Below are 18,916 nucleotides of genomic sequence, written 5' to 3' on the forward strand. Positions count from 1 at the left end.
CGCGGGTACGGGCCCACATCGCTGGGCGGAGCGAAATCCTCTTCCCCCGGTGGCGGGAGGTGGCGTTGGCTCGCGCGAGGGAGGTGCCGGGGGCAATGCGTACGTCGAACTGCCAGGGCCAGTGGGGCGGCAGGCGGTGGCGGGCGTCCTCGGCTACTTGATCGCGAACACCGGTGGCGTGTCCTTCGCCCCGTCCGAGTTGACGATCACATACCGGCCGCCCTGCATCCGGTGCAGGGCGAGGACGCTGCTGAGCGGTGCGCCGCGCAGCAGGGTGCTGTCGTGCTTCTCGCCGGTGGCCGGGTCGAGGCGCCACAGGTCGCCACCGGCCAGGAGACCGAGTTCTCCGGAGCGGTCCTGCGTCAGGGCGGCGACGGTCCCGCCGAGCGATGTCTTCCAGACGCCTCTGCCGTCCTTGAGCGAAAACGCGGCGACGTGCTGGGGATCGTTCTGGTCCGCCGGGCCGACAGCGCTGATGAACAGCCCGTTGGTCACCACCGACCGGAAGACCGGCCGGGCGTCGAAGGGTTGGCCGTAGCCGTACTGCATGACCTCGAAGTCGAGGTCGTCCTCCTGCCCGAGCCGGGGGATCACGGCCTGCCGCCGTCCCTTGTCGTCGAAGCTGATCACCGCGTCGGTTCCGCGATCGTCGTCCTCCTTCACATACACGACGATCGGATCGGCCGACAGCATGAACACCTTCTCCCAGCGGCTCTCCGTCGGCAGCGTGCTGCGCCACTGCCGGGCGCCGGACCGGGGGTCGAGGGCGGACAGCCGCATCTTCGTGTTGTCCCCGTCGGTGCCGGTGCACTGCTCCATGACCAGGGCGCGCTCGGGCGTCGCGTCGACGGCCAGGGCCTGGCAGTTCCGGTCCAGCGGGCTGCGCCACCGGGGCGCGCCCTCGCGCAGCCCGAGCCCGACGACCGCCTTCTCCTCCAGGACCACCGCGGTGTCGCCGGCGCCCACCAGCCGGGCGTCGGTGGCCCGGTTGACGGAGTCATCGGCGTTGATCTTCTTCGTCCACAGCTCACGGCCGGAGGACAGATCGACGGCGACCACGGTGTCGCAGGGCTTCTCGTACCGTCCGAGGCCCACAAGACCGATGGAGGAGGGCGTGGTGCGGCTCATCGCGCACACCGATCTCCGCTCGGGCGCCGGGACGGTCCACCGCCGGGTGCCGTCCGAGGTGTCGTAGGCGAACAGCCCGTCGTTGCGCGCCCTGATGAGGGTGGACGGCCCCGGCATCCACTCTCCGACGGCCCGCGCGGAAGAGGGGCGGTCCCGGGGCGCCTCCCAGGCCACGTCCAGGTGCGGCCCGCGCAGCCATTCGTACCCGAGCACGCCCGTCCACACGCCGCCGGCCAGGCCCGCCACGACCAGCGACACCATCCAGGGTCTGGCCAGCGACCCGCTGTTCGCCCCGACGGCGAAGGACATCCCGATGACACCGGCGAAGGTGAAGACGAACGCGAGGATGAGCACCGGCGGGAGCCCTTCGGGGCACGGGGCGTGCCTGCCCCCGCACGCTCCGTTCGACTCGCTGGACAGCGCGGACCACCCCAGCCAGTGGAACACCACGGCCCAGGACACCAGGACCCCCGCCAGCACCAGGGCGACGGGCTTGACGGCACGCGAAATCGACACGGTCCCCCCACGGATGCGATCAGCGCGCGTACGGCGCGCAGGAGACATTAACCCAGCGTTCCGGACCAGCGGCGTCCCAGGGCTCGTCCATTTATATAGGTGCGTGATACAAATGAATGCATGGGTGATGCAGCTGTAGAACGTGTAAGCCCGGTCGACCGCGAGCGGCGCGCGGAGATCGCCGACCTCCTGGAGCAGCTGGCCGTGCTCGCGGTGCGCCAACTGGGCCGGCGGGACATCAGCATGACCGCCGCCTCCGCCCTCGGCCGGCTGGCCCGCGAGGGCCCCGCCCGGCTGACCGCCCTGGCCGCCGACGAAGGGGTGAGCCAGCCCGCCATGACCCAGCTGGTGCAGCGTCTGACCAAGCAGGGGCTGATGGCCCGGGTCGCCGACCCGGACGACGGCCGGGCCGTGCTCGTGTCCATCACCGACGCCGGGCGGCGACTGCTCGCCGAGCGCCGCCGGGACCGTGTCGCGCGCCTGTCCGACCTGTTGGCCGCGCTCCCGCCCGAGGACCAGACGACGCTCGCCGCCGCGGTCGGCTCGGCCGCGCCCGCCCTGCGGCGCCTCGTGGCGGCCGCCACCGACCTGGGCGGCCGGTCCGCGCCGCCCGCCGGGTGACGCCCCGTCACCCGGGCCCGGGCGCCGTCACGCCACTGATGACGCCTGCCTCGTGACGCGCCGTCACCCCTTCTTGCCGCGCCCCGACTCCATCACCCGAGAGCGCATTCAGAGAACGCATTCCTGACTGGAGTACACCTTGTCCGCTCATGCCAGCGCCCCGAGTCCGTTCCGGCAGCCGAAGGCCGTATGGGCCGTGGCCTTCGCCTGCGTGATCTCCTTCATGGGCATCGGGCTCGTCGACCCCATCCTGCCCGCCCTGTCCAGCCAGCTGCACGCCACGCCCAGCCAGGTGTCGCTGCTGTTCACCAGCTACCTGGTGGTCACCGCCGTCGCCATGCTGGTCACCGGTTTCGTCTCCAGCCGGATCGGCGCCAAGCGGACCCTGGTGGCGGGCCTGGCGGTCATCGTGGTGTTCAGCGCCCTCGCGGGCGCCTCCGGGAGCATCGGCGGCATCGTCGGCTTCCGCGCGGGCTGGGGTCTGGGTAACGCTCTGTTTATCGCCACCTCGCTCGCCGTGATCGTCGGATCGGCGAGCGGCGGCTTCGCCGGGGCGATCATCCTCTACGAGACCGCGCTCGGCGTCGGCATCGCCGTCGGCCCGCTGCTGGGCGGCGAGCTGGGCGGCATCAGCTGGCGCGGGCCCTTCTTCGGCGTCGCGGTGCTGATGGCGATCGCGCTGATCGCCACCCTGGCCCTCGTACAGCCGACCCCGACCCCCGCCCGCCGCGCCTCGATCCTCGATCCGCTCAAGGCGCTCCGCCACCGCGGGCTGCTCACCATGGGCCTGATGGCGCTCTGCTACAACTGGGGCTTCTTCACCGTCCTCGGCTACGCCCCGTTCCCGATGGAGCTCGGCACCCATGAGCTCGGCTATGTGTTCACCGGCTGGGGCGTGCTGGTGGCCGTCTTCTCCGTGTTCGCGGCGCCCCGGCTCCAGGCCCGCTTCGGCATAGCCCGCACCCTGTACCTCAACCTGGCGCTGTTCGCCCTGGACATCCTGGTCATCGGGGTGTTCACGGACTCCCGGGCCACGCTGATCGCCGCCGTGATCGCGGCCGGCGCCTTCATCGGCGTGAACAACACCATCACCACCCAGGCCGTCATGACCGTCTCCCCGGTCGAGCGCCCGGTGGCCTCCGCCGCCTATGGCTTCGTCCGGTTCATCGGCGGCGGCCTGGCGCCCTACGCCGCCGGCCGGCTGGCCGAGCACTACGACACGCATGTGCCGTTCTACGTCGGGGCGGCCGCGGTCCTGGTCGGGCTGGCCATCCTGTCGACCGGCCACTCCCTGCTGGCCGACGCCGAGCGGGCCCAGGCGGCCGAGGCGGCCCGGCACACCCCCGCCGAGAACCGGGCCGAGCGGCTGGAGCGGGACGCGCTGGCCGAGGACATCGGGTCCGCAAGCTGAGACGGGCCGAAGCGTGCGCCGAGACGAGGCGAGCCCCGTGGGTGCGGACCCGGGCCGCGGGGCTCGCGGGCCCATGGCGGGCGCCGGCGCACCGCACGCTGTGCGCCCCTCCGTGACCCGTTCGGAGGCTCCCGTCCCGGGCCCCCGCCCGGGCCCCTGACCGGCCCCGTCGTGGCCCGATTCAGCGCGACGCGGGCCGGTGGCCGCCGTACCCGGTCCCGGGACGGGGTGTCCACTCCTTGGGAATCAACGCGCACGCCGTTCTGGATCTCGTTAATCTGGCGACACATCCGGTTCAGCCGACACTAGGGAGTGTGCGGTGACCCCCGAGAAGACACAGAGCGACGATTCGCCGACACGGGACCGCGACATGCTCGCGGATCGGTCGGAGGTGGGCAACCTGGAAGTCTGGGCGAGATCGGCCCCGATCCGGCTCGCCGGGTACGAGGACGACTTGGCCGAGCCGCACATCCTCCAGAGCGTGGACTGACCCGGCGACCCCGTCGAACTTAACGGCCCCGCGCGGCAGAACGCGGCGCTCCCCGCATTCCCCTTCCTCTCGCCGCCCGCGCGCCTCAACTGACGGTTAAGTCCACCCGGCCATCGTCGGCCGGGGGTGGGCTGGTGTGTCGCCCGATGCCCATGGCAGGATGCATCGCGCGGCCGAGTCCGCCTTAACCAACCGTGAGTGAGTGCGCGGTGACCAGCAGGAGGGGGTGCGGATGGCAGTGGGGACCGAGCGGTCGCCGGACGCCGACGACAGCCCGCTGGCGCGGCGGCTCAACTATCTGTTCACCGCCATGCACCCGCCGGGCGCGCCCTACACCAACGCGCATGTGGCCGAGGCCATCAGCGGCGGCGACGAGTACGGCGGGGTCCGCCTGACCGAGCAGTATCTGTCCATGCTGCGCAACGGCAAGCGCACCAACCCCAGCCCGGACGTGCTGCGGGCCCTGGCGAAGTTCTTCGGCGTGCCCGTCGGCTATCTGCTGGGGGACCTGTCCCCGTCGCAGGCCGAGCGGGTCGAGGAAGAGGTGCGGTTTCTCGTCGCGATGCGCGACAAGCGGGTGCGCGGCATCGCGCTGCGCTCGGTGGGCCTGCCACCCGAGGTCCAGGACAGCCTGACCGCCATCATCTCCCAGTTCCGACAGCAGATGAACCTCCCACCGGACCCGGCCGACGCGGGCGGCCCGGGTGACCCGGGGGATCCGGACAACGGGGCGCCCAGTGGTCGACGGTGACCAGGAGCGGTTGTTCCAATCCTGGCGGCGGACCGGATGCGAGGACGGTGCAGGCGTGCGAGTCGGGCGGATACGGCGGCGGTGCAAGCAGCTCATCAAGGAGCTCGGGCTGCCCGCCGCGACCGATCTGCGGGGTCTGTGCGACCTCGTGGCGGGCCGCGTCGGCCGCCCCGTCCACCTGGTGCCGATGAGCCTGGGCGGCGTGGTCTCGGGCATGACGGCCAGCACCGACGACGGGTTCTGGATCTTCTACGAGCTCCGTACGTCCCCCTGGCACCAGACCCATATCGTGCTGCACGAGGTCGGACATCTGCTGCTCGGCCACGACCAGGACCCCGCCGTGACAGAGGACGCGCTGCGCATGTGGGCGCCGTCGGTCGATGTGACCACCGCCATGCGCCGGTTGGGGATGACCGCGGACTTCGCCCGCCACCACTGCTACGACGATCTGACCGAGCGCGAGACCGAGGTGCTGGGCACCCTCCTCATGGAGCGCGTGGTGCCGGCCTCGCCCGACGACGGGCTGCCGCTCGAGGGGCGGGCGGCCGAACTCGCCGCCGCGCTCGGACCCGCGCTGCGGCATGTGCGCGGCGCGCGGGCCGGTGGCTCCCACGGCGTCCAAGGCGGGGGCGCGGATGTTTGACGTCGTGTACCTGTGCTTCGGCGCCGCCGCGTGGGCGATCGTCGCGTACAAGGCCCGCGCCTGGTTCCGCGACCGGCAGAACGCCGACCTCGGTCTGACCTGCGTCATGACGGCCGGGGTGGCGAATGTGTTCCTGCTCTCCGCGCCGAGCGTCTACCGCTGGTTCGACCGCCTGGTGGGCGTCGCCAACCTGGCCATGGTCCTCCTCTACTCCTCGGTGATGGTCTTCGCCACCGGCGCCCTGGTGCTGATGCTGCGCTGGACCGGCTCGGCGGTGCGGCCCCGCACGGTGGTGGCCGCCGTGGGCGCGGCGTGGTCGGTCGCCGTCATCGGCTTCGCCGTAGGCCGCCCCGACGCCGTCGAGCACCCCCGCGACTTCTCCACCGCCTACGCGGACGCCCCCGGCGTTGTCATCTTCCTGGCGCTGTATTTGGCCATTTTCGGCGCGGGCCTGGCGGGGCTCGGGGTGCTGTGCCGGCGCTACGCGTCCACCCTGCGCGGCTCCTGGCTGGCCCGGGGGCTGCGGGTGCTGGCCACCGGGTGCTGGCTGGGCCTGGCGTACTGCGCCTGCAAGGTGATCGGCCTGCTCTTCTCCTGGGCGGGCCGGGGTCTGCCCTGGCTGTCCAACGGCGTGGCACCGCTGACCGCTTCGGTCGCGGCCCTGCTGGTCCTCGCCGGGTTCGCCATCCCGGCGCTCGGGCCGCGCGCCTCCGCCTGGCGCAGGCTGCGCCGACTGGACCCGCTGTGGCGGGAGGTCACCGCCCAGGCGCCCGAGGTGGCCATGCCCATCGGCCGCCCGCGCTGGGCCGGCTGGTGGCCCTTCGCGGACCTGGAGTGGCGGGCCAACCGGCAGATGGCGGAGATCCGGGACGTACAGCGCGGCGTCCGCCGCCATGTGGAGCCGGAGGCGCTGGAGATCGCGCGTGTCAAGGGTCGTGCCGCGGGACTCGGGGATTGGCAACTTGTTGCATTCATGGAAGCGGCGGCGCTCCGACGCGGTTTGCTGAACCAAGCGGCCGGGCGGGTGCCGGTGCCCGGCGCGGACAGCGTGGTGGTGGAGACGGGGGCCGGGCCGGGCCAGGAGCACGAACACCTGGCGCGCGTCGCCGACGTGTACCACCGGCCGCTCGTCGACGAGGTGCTCGAAGAGCTGGGCGAAAGGTCCGCCGCCCAGCGGCAGTGAAGGGGGACCGAGAACGAGGCGGCCCTGGACGGGGGTCGGGGCCGCCCGTGGCACAGGGCGGCGCCGGGGACATTCGGCCCCGGCGCCGCCTCTCGGCCAACACGCGTCACATGCACGGCCGGTGCTCGGAGACCGGGGTCCGGGGGGGGGCTCCGTCCCAGACCTCCGGGGTCCAGGGGCAAAGCCCCTGGTTGCGGGAAGGGGCGGGTAGGGGACGAGCCCGCCGCAGGAGTCAAGGTCCCGGGCCGGGCCTAGAGTCGGGGCCATGCAGAACACCGCGAACACCGCCGTTCCCGGCCCGTCCGAGCCGCTCGACACCCGTGCGCTGCTGGAGGATCCGCACCCCGCGTACGCCGCGCTGCGCGAGGCGGGCCCCGTGCACCGGATCTCGGGCCCGGACGGGCGGCCCGCCTGGCTGGTGACGCGCTATGACGACGTACGGCGGGCGCTCGCCGACCCCCGGCTGTCCCTGGACAAGAGCAACGCGCTGCCCGGCAACTTCCGTGGCTTCGCCCTACCGCCCGCCCTGGACGCGAATCTGCTCAACATGGACCCGCCGGACCACACGCGCGTGCGCCGGCTGGTGTCCAAGGCCTTCACCCCCGCCCGCGTGGAGCGGATGCGGGAGCCGGTCCGGCGCGCCGCGGACGAACTGCTGGACGCCGTCGAGCCGGCCGGCCGGGCCGACCTGATCGCCGCGTACGCCGGGCCGCTGCCCATCACTGTGATCTGCGACCTGCTCGGCGTCCCCCAGCGGGACCGGCGGGACTTCCGGGCCTGGAGCGACGCCCTGATCGCCCCCGACCCGGCGCGGCCGCACCTGGCGAAGGAGGCGGTCGGCAGCATGCTGCGCTTCTTCACCGGCCTGATCGCGAGCAAGCGGGAGCAGCCCGGCGACGACCTGCTCTCCGACCTGATCGCGGTGCGGGACGACGCGGGAGGCGGCGAGGGCACCGGCCCCGGCGGGGACCGGCTCACCGAGGACGAACTGACCTCGCTGGCCTTTCTGCTTCTGCTCGCCGGGTACGAGAACGTGATCCACCTCATCGGAAACTCGGTGCTCGCGCTGCTCGACCACCCCGAGCTGCTGCGTGAGCTGCGCGAGCGGCCCGCCGGCCTCGCGGCGGCGGTCGAGGAGTTCGCGCGCCACGACGGCCCGGCGCCGCTGGCGATCCGTCGCTTTCCGCTCGAGGACCTGGAGATCGGCGGCGTGACCGTACCGGCGGGGGAGACCGTGCTGCTCTCCCTGGCCTCGGCCAACCGCGACCCGGGCCACTTCAAGGAACCGGACCGACTTGATCCGAATAATGGCCGAATGGGGCATCTTGCCTTCGGGCACGGGATCCACTATTGCCTCGGCGCGCCGCTGGCCCGTCTGGAAACCGAAACCGCGCTGGACGCCCTGCTGAGCCGCCTGCCGGGGCTGCGTCTCGACATGCCGCGCGCAGAGCTGCGCCGGCGGCCGACGATTCGCGCACATGGCTTGATCTCGCTTCCTGTCGCGTGGTAGCGGGGAAAACGAACACGCTTTTGATGCATAACTGCGCTTCGATGCGGTAAAAAGGTCTCGAGCCCGCCCGGTGTGCATCCCCCGTCGCACCGGGCGGGCCTTCGTCGTTCCAGGACCGCCGGAAGGCGATCACAGGTCCGGATGGGCTAGAGATTCGGCTAGAGAGCAAGGTCACAGAAGGAGACTCTGCTGTCGCTTTAGGTGCGCGGACTAGCCTCCTCCCATGACGGTCCTGCCTGACGACCTCCCGCTCGCCGCCGACTTCCCGGAGGCGACCCGAGACCAGTGGCACCACCTCGTGGAGGGGGTGCTGCGCAAATCCGGCACGGTCGATGCCGTGGGGGCGGAGGCCGCTGCGGCGCTCGCCACCGCCCTCGAGGACGGAATCTCGGTCCACCCGCTCTACACCGCCGAGGACGCGCCTCCCGACGCCGGTTATCCCGGGTTCGCGCCCTTCGTGCGCGGCGGGCGGGCGCAGGGCTCCACGGTCTCCGGCTGGGACGTACGCCAGCGCCACGCCCACTCCGACCCCGCGCACACCAACCGCGCGGTGCTCGCGGACCTGGAGAACGGGGCCGGCTCGCTGTGGCTGGCGGTGGGCGCGGCCGGACTGCCCGTGGAAGGGCTCCCGGAGGCCCTCAAGGGGGTCTATCTCGACCTCGCCCCCGTCGTCCTCGACGCGGGCGCCGACTTCGAGCCCGCCGCCCGCGCGCTGCTGCGGCTGTTCGCCGACCGCCAGGTGCCGCCGAGCGCCGCCCTCGGCAACCTCGGCGCCGACCCGCTGGGCCTGGCGGCCCGCACCGGCGACCACACCGACCTCGCGGGACACCTGTCCGCCGCCACCGAGCTGGCGGCGGTCTGCGACCGCGACCATCCGGGCGTGCGGGCCTTCACCGTGGACGCCCTGCCGTACCACGAGGCGGGCGGCTCGGCGGCGCAGGAGCTCGGCTGCTCGCTTGCCGCGGGCGTGGAGTATCTGCGCGCGCTGACCGACGCCGGGCCGCTGTCGGCCGAAGCGGCCTGCGCCCAGCTGGAATTCCGCTACGCGGCCACCGCCGACCAGTTCCTCACCATCGCGAAGCTGCGCGCCGCCAGGCGGTTGTGGGCGCGCGTGGCGCAGGTGTGCGGCGCGCCCTCCGAGGCGGCCGCCCAGCGCCAGCACGCGGTGACCTCCTCGGTGATGATGACCCGCCGCGACCCCTGGGTGAACATGCTCCGCACCACCGTCGCGGCCCTGGCCGCCGGGGTGGGCGGGGCCGACGCCGTCACCGTGCTGCCCTTCGACAGCGCGATCGGCCTGCCGGACGACTTCGCCCGCCGTATCGCCCGCAACACCTCCACCATCCTGCTCGAGGAGTCGCACCTGGCGCGGGTCATCGACCCGGCCGGAGGCTCCTGGTACGTCGAGAGCCTCACCGACGACGTGGCCAACGCGGCCTGGGCCTTCTTCCAGGAGATCGAGCGCGCCGGGGGGCTGGCGCGGGCCCTGTCCTCCGGGCTGGTGGAGCGGAGCCTGGCCGCCACCTGGGAGCGCCGCACCAAGGACCTCGCCCGGCGCAAGGAGCCGATCACCGGCGTCAGCGAGTTCCCGAACCTGGCGGAGCAGCCGGTGGAGCGCGAGCCCGCGCCCGTACCGCCCGGCGGCGGCCTGCCGCGGGTGCGCCGCGACGAGGCGTACGAGGCGCTGCGCGCCCGCTCCGACGCCCACCTGGCGGCGGAGGGCACCCGGCCCCGGGTGTTCCTGGCCGCGCTCGGCCCCGCGGCCGCGCACACCGCGCGCGCCGCGTTCGCCGCCAATCTCTTCCAGGCGGGCGGGATCGAGGCGGTGCACGAACCCGCCACGGTCGACGCGGAGTCGGTCGCCGAGGCGTTCGCCGCCAGCGGCGCCCGGGTGGCCTGCCTGTGTTCCAGCGACAAGGTGTACGAGCAGGAGGCGGTGGCCGTGGCCGAGCGGCTGAAGGCGGCCGGAGCGCTGCGCGTCCATCTGGCGGGCAGGCCCGGCGAGCGGCGCCAGGAGCTGGAGCGGGCCGGGGTGGACGCGTTCGTCTTCGCCGGCTGTGACGCGGTCGGGGTGCTCGCCTCGACCCTCGAGACCCTGGGGGTGGCGTGACCGTGAGCAAGATCCCTGACTTCTCCACGATCGACCTGGGGACACCCGGCGAGGCGTCGCCCGGCGCGGTCAGCGCCGGGGCATGGGCCGAAGCGCTCCAGGGCGCCATCGGCAAGGACGCCCTGGACCTGGTGTGGGACACCCCCGAGGGCATCGGGGTCAAGCCGCTGTACGGGCCCGAGGACCTGGCCGGGCTCGACTTCCTGGGCACCTACCCGGGCATCGCCCCGTATCTGCGCGGCCCGTACCCGACGATGTACGTCAACCAGCCCTGGACCATCCGGCAGTACGCGGGCTTCTCCACCGCCGAGGAGTCCAACGCCTTCTACCGCCGCAACCTCGCCGCGGGCCAGAAGGGCCTCTCCGTCGCCTTCGACCTGCCCACCCACCGCGGCTACGACAGCGACCACCCCAGAGTCACCGGCGACGTCGGCATGGCGGGCGTGGCCATCGACTCCATCTACGACATGCGGCAGCTCTTCGACGGCATCCCGCTGGACCGGATGAGCGTGTCGATGACGATGAACGGCGCGGTGCTGCCCGTCCTCGCGCTCTACATCGTCGCCGCCGAGGAACAGGGGGTGACGCCCGACAAGCTGGCCGGGACCATCCAGAACGACATCCTCAAGGAGTTCATGGTCCGCAACACCTACATCTATCCGCCGCAGCCGTCGATGCGGATCATCTCCGACATCTTCTCCTTCACCTCGCAGCGGATGCCGCGCTACAACTCCATCTCCATCTCCGGCTACCACATCCAGGAAGCGGGCGCCACGGCCGACCTGGAGCTGGCCTACACCCTGGCCGACGGCGTGGAGTATCTGCGCGCCGGGCTCGACGCGGGCATGGACGTGGACGCCTTCGCGCCCCGCCTCTCGTTCTTCTGGGCGATCGGCATGAACTTCTTCATGGAGATCGCCAAGCTGCGGGCGGCGCGGCTGCTGTGGGCCAAGCTGGTCGGCCGGTTCGACCCCAAGAACCCCAAGTCGCTGTCGCTGCGCACCCATTCGCAGACCTCCGGCTGGTCGCTGACCGCCCAGGACGTCTTCAACAACGTGGCCCGCACCTGTGTGGAGGCCATGGCCGCCACCCAGGGCCACACCCAGTCGCTGCACACCAACGCCCTCGACGAGGCCCTCGCGCTGCCCACCGACTTCTCCGCGCGCATCGCCCGCAACACCCAGATCCTGCTCCAGCAGGAGTCCGGCACCTGCCGGGTGATCGACCCGTGGGGCGGCAGCGCGTATGTGGAGCGGCTCACCCACGACCTGGCCCGGCGCGCCTGGCTCCACATCGAGGAGGTCGAGGCCGCGGGCGGCATGGCCAAGGCCATCGACGCCGGCATCCCCAAGATGCGTGTCGAGGAGGCCGCGGCCCGCACCCAGGCGCGGATCGACTCGGGGCGGCAGCCGGTGATCGGCGTCAACAAGTATCGCGTCGACAGTGACGAGCAGATCGACGTCCTCAAGGTCGACAACTCCGCGGTGCGCGCCCAGCAGATCGAGAAGCTGCGCCGGCTGCGCGCCGAGCGCGACGACGCCGTCTGCCAGGACGCGCTGCGCGCGCTCACCGCGGCCGCCGAGTCCGGCCCGGGCGCCGGCCTTACGGGCAACCTCCTCGCCCTCGCCGTGAACGCGGCCCGCGCCAAGGCCACCGTCGGCGAGATCTCGGACGCGCTGGAGAAGGTGTACGGGCGCCACTCCGGCCAGATCCGTACGATCTCCGGTGTGTATCGAGACGAGGCCGGACCGTCCTCCGGCGTGGACCGCACCCGGGCGTTGGTCGAGGAGTTCGAGCGTGCGGAGGGCCGCCGCCCGCGCATCCTGGTCGCCAAGATGGGCCAGGACGGGCACGACCGCGGCCAGAAGGTGATCGCCACCGCTTTCGCCGACCTGGGCTTCGACGTCGACGTCGGCCCGCTCTTCCAGACGCCCGAGGAGGTCGCGCGGCAGGCGGTCGAGGCCGATGTGCACATCGTCGGCGTCTCCTCGCTCGCGGCCGGCCACCTCACGCTGGTGCCCGCGCTGCGCGAGCAACTGGCCGAGGCGGGGCGGGAGGACATCACCATCGTGGTGGGCGGGGTCATCCCGCCGCAGGACGTGCAGACCCTGCACGAGGCGGGCGCCGCCGCCGTCTTCCTGCCCGGCACGGTGATCCCCGACGCCGCGTACGAGCTGGTGCGGACGCTGGCCGCGGACCTCGGCCACGAGCTGTAGGCCCATGCCGCCGAAGAAGCGACCCACTATCGACATCGACACCTACGCCAAGGGTGTGCTCGACGGCTCGCGCGCCTACATCGCCCGCGCGATCACGCTCGTCGAGTCCACCCGCCCCGACCACCGCGACCTCGCCCAGCGGCTGCTGATCGAACTGCTGCCGCACGCGGGCGGGGCGCGCCGGGTGGGCATCAGCGGTGTGCCCGGGGTCGGCAAGTCCACCTTCATCGACGCCCTGGGCTCGTTGCTCACCGGGCTCGGCCACAAGGTCGCGGTGCTCGCCGTCGACCCCTCCTCCACCCGCACCGGCGGCTCCATCCTGGGCGACAAGACCCGGATGGAGCGGCTGGCCGTCGATCCGGCCGCCTTCGTCCGCCCCTCGCCGAGCGCGGGGACGCTGGGCGGGGTGGCCCGCGCCACCCGCGAGTCCATGGTGGTCATGGAGGCCGCGGGCTATGACGTACTGCTGGTCGAGACGGTGGGCGTGGGCCAGTCGGAGACGGCCGTGGCGGGCATGGTCGACTCCTTTCTGCTGCTCTCCCTCGCCCGCACCGGCGACCAGCTCCAGGGCATCAAGAAGGGCGTCCTGGAACTCGCGGACGTCGTCGCCATCAACAAGGCCGACGGCCCCCACGAGCGCGACGCCAAGGCCGCCGCCCGCGAACTCAGGGGCGCGCTGCGGCTGCTCCAGCCCCCGGACGCGCCCTGGAACCCCCCGGTGCTGACGTGCAGCGCCCGCGAGGGCACCGGCCTCGACGGGGTGTGGGAGCGGCTGGAGCAGCACCGCCGGGTGCTGGAGGCGACCGGCGCGCTGGACGCCAAGCGGCGCGACCAGCAGGTCGACTGGACCTGGTCCATGGTCCGCGACCAGCTGCTGACCCGGCTGCGCGAACACCCCGGGGTGCGGCGGCTCGGCCCCGTACTCGAACAGCAGGTGCGCGACGGCACGCTGACGGCGACGCTGGCCGCCGACCGGCTGCTGGAGGCTTTCGGGACGCCGGCCGACGCCGATGGCTGACCCGCCGCTGCCGGGGTCCGAGGTGGGGCCGTTCTTCGCCCTGCGCACCGGCCCCGGCGCCGGCGATCCGCGCGAGCAGGGCTATGTGCCGGTCGGCGCGGCCTACCGGACGACGCCCGAGGGGACGGCCGCGCCGCCGCTGCGCGCCCGCGTCGAGGCGGTCGCCGCGACGCTGCGCACCGATGAGCCGAGGGTCGCGGCCTCCCTTGCCTTCCAGGGGTTCGCCGCCCGGGTGTGGTCGCTCGCGCTCGGCCCGGCCGCGCTCTCCGGCAGGGTCTACAACCTCCGCCCCGACCGGCTGTGGTGGCACCCCGGGCGCACCGCCCCCGACGACCTGTGGTGGCCCGGGACGCCGTCGGTCATGGGCGAACCCGGAGGGCTCGCCGGCCAGGTGGGCGACGCGGCGTACGCCCAGCTGCTGCCGCTGCACGCCGCCGTCACCCGGGCGTACCGGGTCTCGGGGCGGCTGCTGTGGGGCAACGCCGCCTCGGCGCTGGCCGGTTCGCTGCGGGTCCTGCACGACTGGTGCCACGCGCACGGCCTCCCGGAGGCGGCGGAGCGGGCCACCGAGCTGGCCCGCGCCCAGCTCGCCCACCCGCCGCTGCGCGACACCGGCACCCTGACCTCACCCCCGCCCGCCTTCCGGCGCCGCACCTGCTGCCTCTACTACCGGGTGCCCGGTGGCGGGCTGTGCGGCGACTGCGTGCTGCGCCGAGCCCCGGGGTGAGGCAGACGGGCCCGCGGCGGGGCGGATACGGTGTGCGAATGCCGAAGAACGAGAACCTGTTCTCATCCTGGCGGGGCCGGCCCGGGCGCCTCACCTCCCGCCTGGTCCACCGCGGATGGCGCGCCGTACAGCGAGCCGGCGCGGTGACGGCCGACCGCCCCGGCCCGTACCGCTTCGCCCGCTTCGGCGTCGGCACCCGTCTCGCGTTCCCCCAGGGCACCATCTTCGGGGAGCCGTGGATCCAGCTCGGCGACCACTGCGTCATAGGCCAGCACGTGACGCTCACCGCGGGCATGATGCCGGGCCTCGACCTGGGCCCCGACCCCGTCCTGCGGCTCGGCAACGGCGTGGTCCTGGGCCGCGGCAGCCATGTGATCGCCTCCCGGACCGTGGAGTTCGGCAACGACGTCTTCTGCGGCCCGTACGTCTATGTCACCAGTGACAACCACTCCTACGACGACCCCGACCAGCCCATCGGCCGGCAGTGGCCGCGCTCGGCCCCCGTCCACATCGGCTCCGGCAGCTGGCTGGGCGCGGGCGCGGTGATCCTGCCCGGGGCGCGGCTCGGCCGCAACGTGGTGGTCGCGGCGGGCGCGATCGTACGGGGCGAGGTGCCCGATCACGCCGTGGTGGCCGGGGCGCCCGCCCGGATCATACGCCGCTGGGCCCCGGAATCCGGCTGGCAGCCGCCGCTGCGCACGCCCGCGCCGGTGCCGATCAGCGAGGACACCACGGTCGAGCAACTGCTCGCCCTCGCCGAGCGGGAGCGAGCGCGCGAACAGCGGGACGGAGCCGGGGACACGGACGTCGTAGCAGGTCAGTAGAGTTTCGGGGACTGTCCCCGACCGACGAGGTAACACCTGTGAGCCCGCCCCCTTCCCCCGTGACCGTGATCGGCATCGGCGCCGACGGCTGGGACGGGCTCGGCCCCGCGGGGCGGGAGGCGCTGCGCGCGGCCGAGGTGGTACTCGGCGGACACCGCCAACTCGATCTGCTGCCACCGGAGTGCCCCGCCGAACGGGTGCCCTGGCCCTCGCCGCTGCGCCCCGCCGTACCCGGGCTGTTCGCGGCCCACGCCGGGCAGCGGGTGTCCGTGCTGGCCAGCGGCGACCCCATGTTCTTCGGGATCGGCCGCACCCTGGCGGAGGAGTTGGGCGCCGACCGGCTGCGGGTGCTGCCCCACCCGTCGTCCATCTCGCTCGCCTGCGCGCGGCTCGGCTGGCCGGTCGAGGACACCGAGGTGATCAGCCTCGTCGGACGGCCCCTCGCCTCCCTGGCCCGTGCCCTCTACCCCCGGCGGCGGCTGCTCGTCCTCGGCGCGGGCGCCGCCACCCCCGCCGAGGTCGCCGCGCTGCTGCGCGACCGCGGCTTCGGCCCGAGCCGGATGCGGGTCCTGGAGCAACTGGGCGGCGAGCGCGAGCGCCACCTCGACGGCACCGCCGACCACTGGCACCACACCCCCGGCGACGCCCTCAACGTCATCGCCCTCGACTGCGCCCCGGCCGCAGATGCGTTGCGCCTGTCCGCCGTCCCCGGACTGCCGGACCAGGCGTACGAGCACGACGGCCAGCTGACCAAGCGTCACGTGCGCGCCGCCACGCTCGCCGCCCTGGCCCCCGCCCCCGGCGAACTGCTGTGGGACGTCGGCGGCGGCTCCGGCTCGATCGCCGTGGAGTGGCTGCGCACCCACCGCGCCTGCGCCGCGGTGTCCATCGAGCGCGACCCCGTACGGGCGATGCGCATCGGCCGCAACGCCGCCGCCCTCGGCGTGCCGGGGCTGCGCGTCGTCACCGGCGCCGCGCCCGGCGCCCTGGCCGGTCTGCCCACCCCCGACGCGGTGTTCATCGGGGGCGGCCTGACCGCGCCCGGCCTGCTGGAGGCCTGCTGGGCGGCGCTGCCGGCCGGCGGGCGGCTCGTCGCCAACACCGTGACGCTGGAGTCGGAGGCCCTGCTCGCCCAGTGGTACCGGCGGCACGGCGGGGAGCTGGTCCGGATCGCCGTCGCACACGCCGCCCCCGTCGGCGGCTTCACCGGCTGGCGGCAGGCGATGCCCGTCACCCAGTGGGCCGCGGCCAAACCCGCCGAAGGAGAGACTTCCCCATGACCGTGTACTTCATCGGCGCGGGCCCCGGCGCCGCCGACCTGATCACCGTGCGCGGCGCCCGCACCCTGGCCCGTTGCCGGGTGTGCCTGTACGCGGGCAGCCTGGTCCCCCGCGAACTCCTCGCCGAGTGCCCGCCGGACGCCCGCCTCGTCGACACCGCCCGGCTCAACCTCGACCAGATCACCGACGAACTGGTCGCGGCCCACCGGGCGGGCGAGGACGTGGCCCGGCTGCACTCGGGCGACCCGTCGGTGTTCAGCGCCGTCGCCGAGCAGATGCGGCGGCTGGACGCGCACGGGGTGCCGTACGAGGTGATCCCGGGCGTCCCCGCGTTCGCCGCCGCCGCGGCCGCGCTCGGGCGCGAGCTGACCGTGCCGACCGTCGGCCAGACCGTCGTCCTCACCCGCGTCGCCCAGCAGGCCACCCCGATGCCGGACGGCGAGGACCTCGCCACCCTCGGCCGCAGCCGGGCGCTGATCGTGCTGCACCTGGCCGCCCGCTACGTGGACCGGGTGGTGGCCGAACTCCTGCCGCACTACGGCCCCGACTGCCCGGCGGCGGTGGTCGCCCGGGCCAGCCGCCCCGACGAACTGGTGCTGCGCGGCACGCTGGGCGACATCGCGGACCGGGTGAAGGAGGCGGGCGTGGTGCGCACCGCGGTCATCATGGTGGGCCGCACGCTGGGCGCGGAGCAGTTCCGCGACAGCCACCTCTACTCGGCCCGCCGCGAGCGGCCTTAGGCGGCGCCGCGGCGGCTACGGTGCGATGCCCCTGCGGTGCGGTGCGGTGCGGTGCCGCTGCGCTGCGCTGCGGTGCGGTGGTGCCCCCCTGCGGGGCAAGTGCCCAGCGTGCGGCGGTGCCGCACGTGCGGCGCGGTGCCCCTGCGGTGCGGCGCCCCCGCGTGTGGCGGTGCCCCTGCGGTGCGGTGCTCCGCGTGCGGCGGTGCCCCCTGTGCGGCGGTGCCCCCCTGTGGTGCAGTGCCGCTGCGGTGCAGTGCCCCACGTGCGGCGCGGTGTCCCCCTGCGGTGCGGTGCCGCTGCGGTGCGGCGTCCCACATGCGGCGGTGCCCCTGCGGTGCGGTGCCCCACATGCGGCGGCGCCCCCCGTGCGGCGGTGCCCAGCGTGCGGCGGTGCCGCAAACGCAGTGTCGATGTGCGGCTCCGCCGCGTGGCAGGGGCTCCGCCCCTGGACCCCGGGGTCTGGGGCAGCGCCCCGGTTCGGGAAGGGGCGGGGCGGGGAAGGGGCCCGCCGCAGGCGTCGAGAACCGTCGGACACCCCCAGCCCGAGAGCGCGTGTCGGGTCACCGCTCCCGGGGGCCCCGGGGCACCGCGCGGCCGACGATCGTGCCCGCGCGGTCGATGCAGAGGACGTCCACGGACACCGGCGCCCCGCGCAGCACACCGAGCGCCGTGTCCTGGGCGGCCGCCGCGACCAGATCGCCGAGCGGCACCCCGCGCGCCATGCACAACTGCACCGCCTCCAGGCCGGTGTTGGCCGCCGCCACCGCCGCCGCCAGCTCCTCGTCCGCCCCGCCACGGCGGGCCAGCTCCGCGAGGAAGCCCTTGTCCACCTGTGAGCGCGAGGAGTGCAGATCCAGATGTCCTGCGGCCAGCTTGGAGAGCTTGGCGAAGCCCCCGGCGACGGTCAGCCGGTCCACCGGATGACGGCGCAGATACTTCAGCACCGCCCCCGCGAAGTCGCCCATGTCCAGCAGCGCGTCCTCCGGCAGCCCGTGCACGGCGACCGCCACCTTCTCGGAGGTCGAGCCCGTACACCCCGCCACATGCGTACGCCCCGCCGCGCGCGCCACGTCCACCCCGCGCCGGATGCTGTCGATCCACGCGGAGCAGGAGTACGGCACCACGATGCCCGTCGTGCCGAGGATCGACAGGCCGCCGAGGATGCCCAGGCGCGGATTCCAGGTGCTGCGGGCGATCTCCTCCCCGTGGTCCACCGAGATCTCGACCTCCACATCACCGGCCCCGCCGTGCCGGGCCGCGACCGCGGCGATGTGGTCCCGCATCATCTGGCGGGGCACGGGGTTGATCGCGGGCTCGCCGACCGCGAGCGGCAGGCCGGGGCGGGTCACCGTGCCGACCCCGGGCCCGGCCCGGAAGACCACGCCGCCGCCGGGCGGCAGCAGCCGCACCGTGGCGCGCACGACCGCGCCGTGCGTGACGTCCGGGTCGTCGCCCGCGTCCTTGACCACCGCGGCCATCGCCCGGTCCGCCGTCAGCTCCTCGCCCGCGAGGGCGAACGCGGGCCGCTGCCCCTTGGGCAGCTCGACCGTCACCGGGTCCGGGAACTCCCCGCACAGCAGCGCGGTGTACGCGGCCGTGGTCGCGGCGGTGGCACATGCCCCGGTGGTCCAACCGTGCCGCAGCCCAGAACGCTCCAGCTGCGCCCCGCGCCCGCCGCCCGCCGCCTTGACCTCCGTCTCCGCCTCAGCCACGGGCCGACCGCCCCGCATACGATGACGGGCGTACGG

General features: G+C 73.9%; 16 protein-coding genes. 14 read left to right on the forward strand and 2 right to left on the reverse strand.

All coding sequences use genetic code 11. From position 1 onward, the window contains the following. Positions 1-153: 153 nt before the first annotated feature. Positions 154-1,644 (reverse strand): PQQ-binding-like beta-propeller repeat protein, encoded by a 1,491-nt coding sequence (locus ACH4S9_RS21350; protein WP_398373557.1) that lies wholly within the window; start codon positions 1,642-1,644, stop codon positions 154-156. Positions 1,645-1,764: 120 nt separating this feature from the next. Here ACH4S9_RS21350 and ACH4S9_RS21355 point away from each other — a divergent pair, with 120 nt between their 5' ends. The 14 genes from ACH4S9_RS21355 (at position 1,765) to cobM (ending at position 17,168) form a co-directional block, all read left to right on the forward strand. Beyond that, positions 1,765-2,265 carry a MarR family winged helix-turn-helix transcriptional regulator gene (locus ACH4S9_RS21355; protein WP_398373558.1) on the forward strand — a complete coding sequence of 167 codons (501 nt, stop codon included), beginning with the start codon at positions 1,765-1,767 and terminating at the stop codon, positions 2,263-2,265. A 139-nt stretch (positions 2,266-2,404) separates the two neighbouring features. Then, positions 2,405-3,676 (forward strand): MFS transporter, encoded by a 1,272-nt coding sequence (locus ACH4S9_RS21360; protein ID WP_398373559.1) that lies wholly within the window; start codon positions 2,405-2,407, stop codon positions 3,674-3,676. 319 nt (positions 3,677-3,995) lie between these two features. Next, positions 3,996-4,166 carry a hypothetical protein gene (locus tag ACH4S9_RS21365; RefSeq protein ID WP_311729021.1) on the forward strand — a complete coding sequence of 57 codons (171 nt, stop codon included), beginning with the start codon at positions 3,996-3,998 and terminating at the stop codon, positions 4,164-4,166. A gap of 232 nt (positions 4,167-4,398) precedes the next feature. Next, complete coding sequence (locus ACH4S9_RS21370; protein ID WP_361185391.1) at positions 4,399-4,917, forward strand: helix-turn-helix transcriptional regulator; 519 nt, start codon at positions 4,399-4,401, stop codon at positions 4,915-4,917. A gap of 55 nt (positions 4,918-4,972) precedes the next feature. Continuing rightward, the gene (locus tag ACH4S9_RS21375) at positions 4,973-5,560 is read left to right on the forward strand and encodes a hypothetical protein (protein ID WP_311729023.1); all 588 of its coding nucleotides are present in this window, start codon (positions 4,973-4,975) and stop codon (positions 5,558-5,560) included. Continuing rightward, complete coding sequence (locus ACH4S9_RS21380; protein WP_398373560.1) at positions 5,553-6,743, forward strand: MAB_1171c family putative transporter; 1,191 nt, start codon at positions 5,553-5,555, stop codon at positions 6,741-6,743. Before ACH4S9_RS21375 ends, ACH4S9_RS21380 begins: the two co-directional genes overlap by 8 nt. A gap of 265 nt (positions 6,744-7,008) precedes the next feature. Further along, positions 7,009-8,253, forward strand: coding sequence for a cytochrome P450 (locus tag ACH4S9_RS21385; protein WP_398373561.1), 1,245 nt, complete (start codon positions 7,009-7,011; stop codon positions 8,251-8,253). Positions 8,254-8,476: 223 nt separating this feature from the next. Beyond that, the gene (mutA, locus tag ACH4S9_RS21390; protein ID WP_398373562.1) at positions 8,477-10,363 is read left to right on the forward strand and encodes a methylmalonyl-CoA mutase small subunit; all 1,887 of its coding nucleotides are present in this window, start codon (positions 8,477-8,479) and stop codon (positions 10,361-10,363) included. Further along, complete coding sequence (gene scpA / locus ACH4S9_RS21395; RefSeq protein ID WP_398373563.1) at positions 10,360-12,579, forward strand: methylmalonyl-CoA mutase; 2,220 nt, start codon at positions 10,360-10,362, stop codon at positions 12,577-12,579. Before mutA ends, scpA begins: the two co-directional genes overlap by 4 nt. 4 nt (positions 12,580-12,583) lie before the next feature. Further along, positions 12,584-13,597, forward strand: coding sequence for a methylmalonyl Co-A mutase-associated GTPase MeaB (meaB, locus tag ACH4S9_RS21400; protein WP_311729028.1), 1,014 nt, complete (start codon positions 12,584-12,586; stop codon positions 13,595-13,597). Then, the gene (locus ACH4S9_RS21405; RefSeq protein WP_398373564.1) at positions 13,590-14,324 is read left to right on the forward strand and encodes a (2Fe-2S)-binding protein; all 735 of its coding nucleotides are present in this window, start codon (positions 13,590-13,592) and stop codon (positions 14,322-14,324) included. The genes meaB and ACH4S9_RS21405 overlap by 8 nt, the downstream gene beginning before the upstream one ends. A 38-nt stretch (positions 14,325-14,362) precedes the next feature. Next, positions 14,363-15,148, forward strand: a complete 786-nt coding sequence (locus ACH4S9_RS21410) for an acyltransferase (protein WP_358842495.1) — start codon at positions 14,363-14,365, stop codon at positions 15,146-15,148. A gap of 59 nt (positions 15,149-15,207) precedes the next feature. Continuing rightward, complete coding sequence (gene cbiE / locus ACH4S9_RS21415; protein WP_398373565.1) at positions 15,208-16,428, forward strand: precorrin-6y C5,15-methyltransferase (decarboxylating) subunit CbiE; 1,221 nt, start codon at positions 15,208-15,210, stop codon at positions 16,426-16,428. Next, positions 16,425-17,168, forward strand: a complete 744-nt coding sequence (cobM, locus tag ACH4S9_RS21420) for a precorrin-4 C(11)-methyltransferase (RefSeq protein WP_311729032.1) — start codon at positions 16,425-16,427, stop codon at positions 17,166-17,168. The genes cbiE and cobM overlap by 4 nt, the downstream gene beginning before the upstream one ends. A gap of 560 nt (positions 17,169-17,728) precedes the next feature. Here cobM and ACH4S9_RS21425 read toward each other — a convergent pair. Continuing rightward, on the reverse strand, positions 17,729-18,880 hold the full coding sequence (locus ACH4S9_RS21425; RefSeq protein ID WP_398373566.1) for a cobalt-precorrin-5B (C(1))-methyltransferase: 1,152 nt from the start codon (positions 18,878-18,880) through the stop codon (positions 17,729-17,731). Positions 18,881-18,916 lie beyond the last annotated feature (36 nt).

It is taken from the genome of Streptomyces sp. NPDC021225 (assembly GCF_044332865.1).
GTDB lineage: Bacteria > Actinomycetota > Actinomycetes > Streptomycetales > Streptomycetaceae > Streptomyces.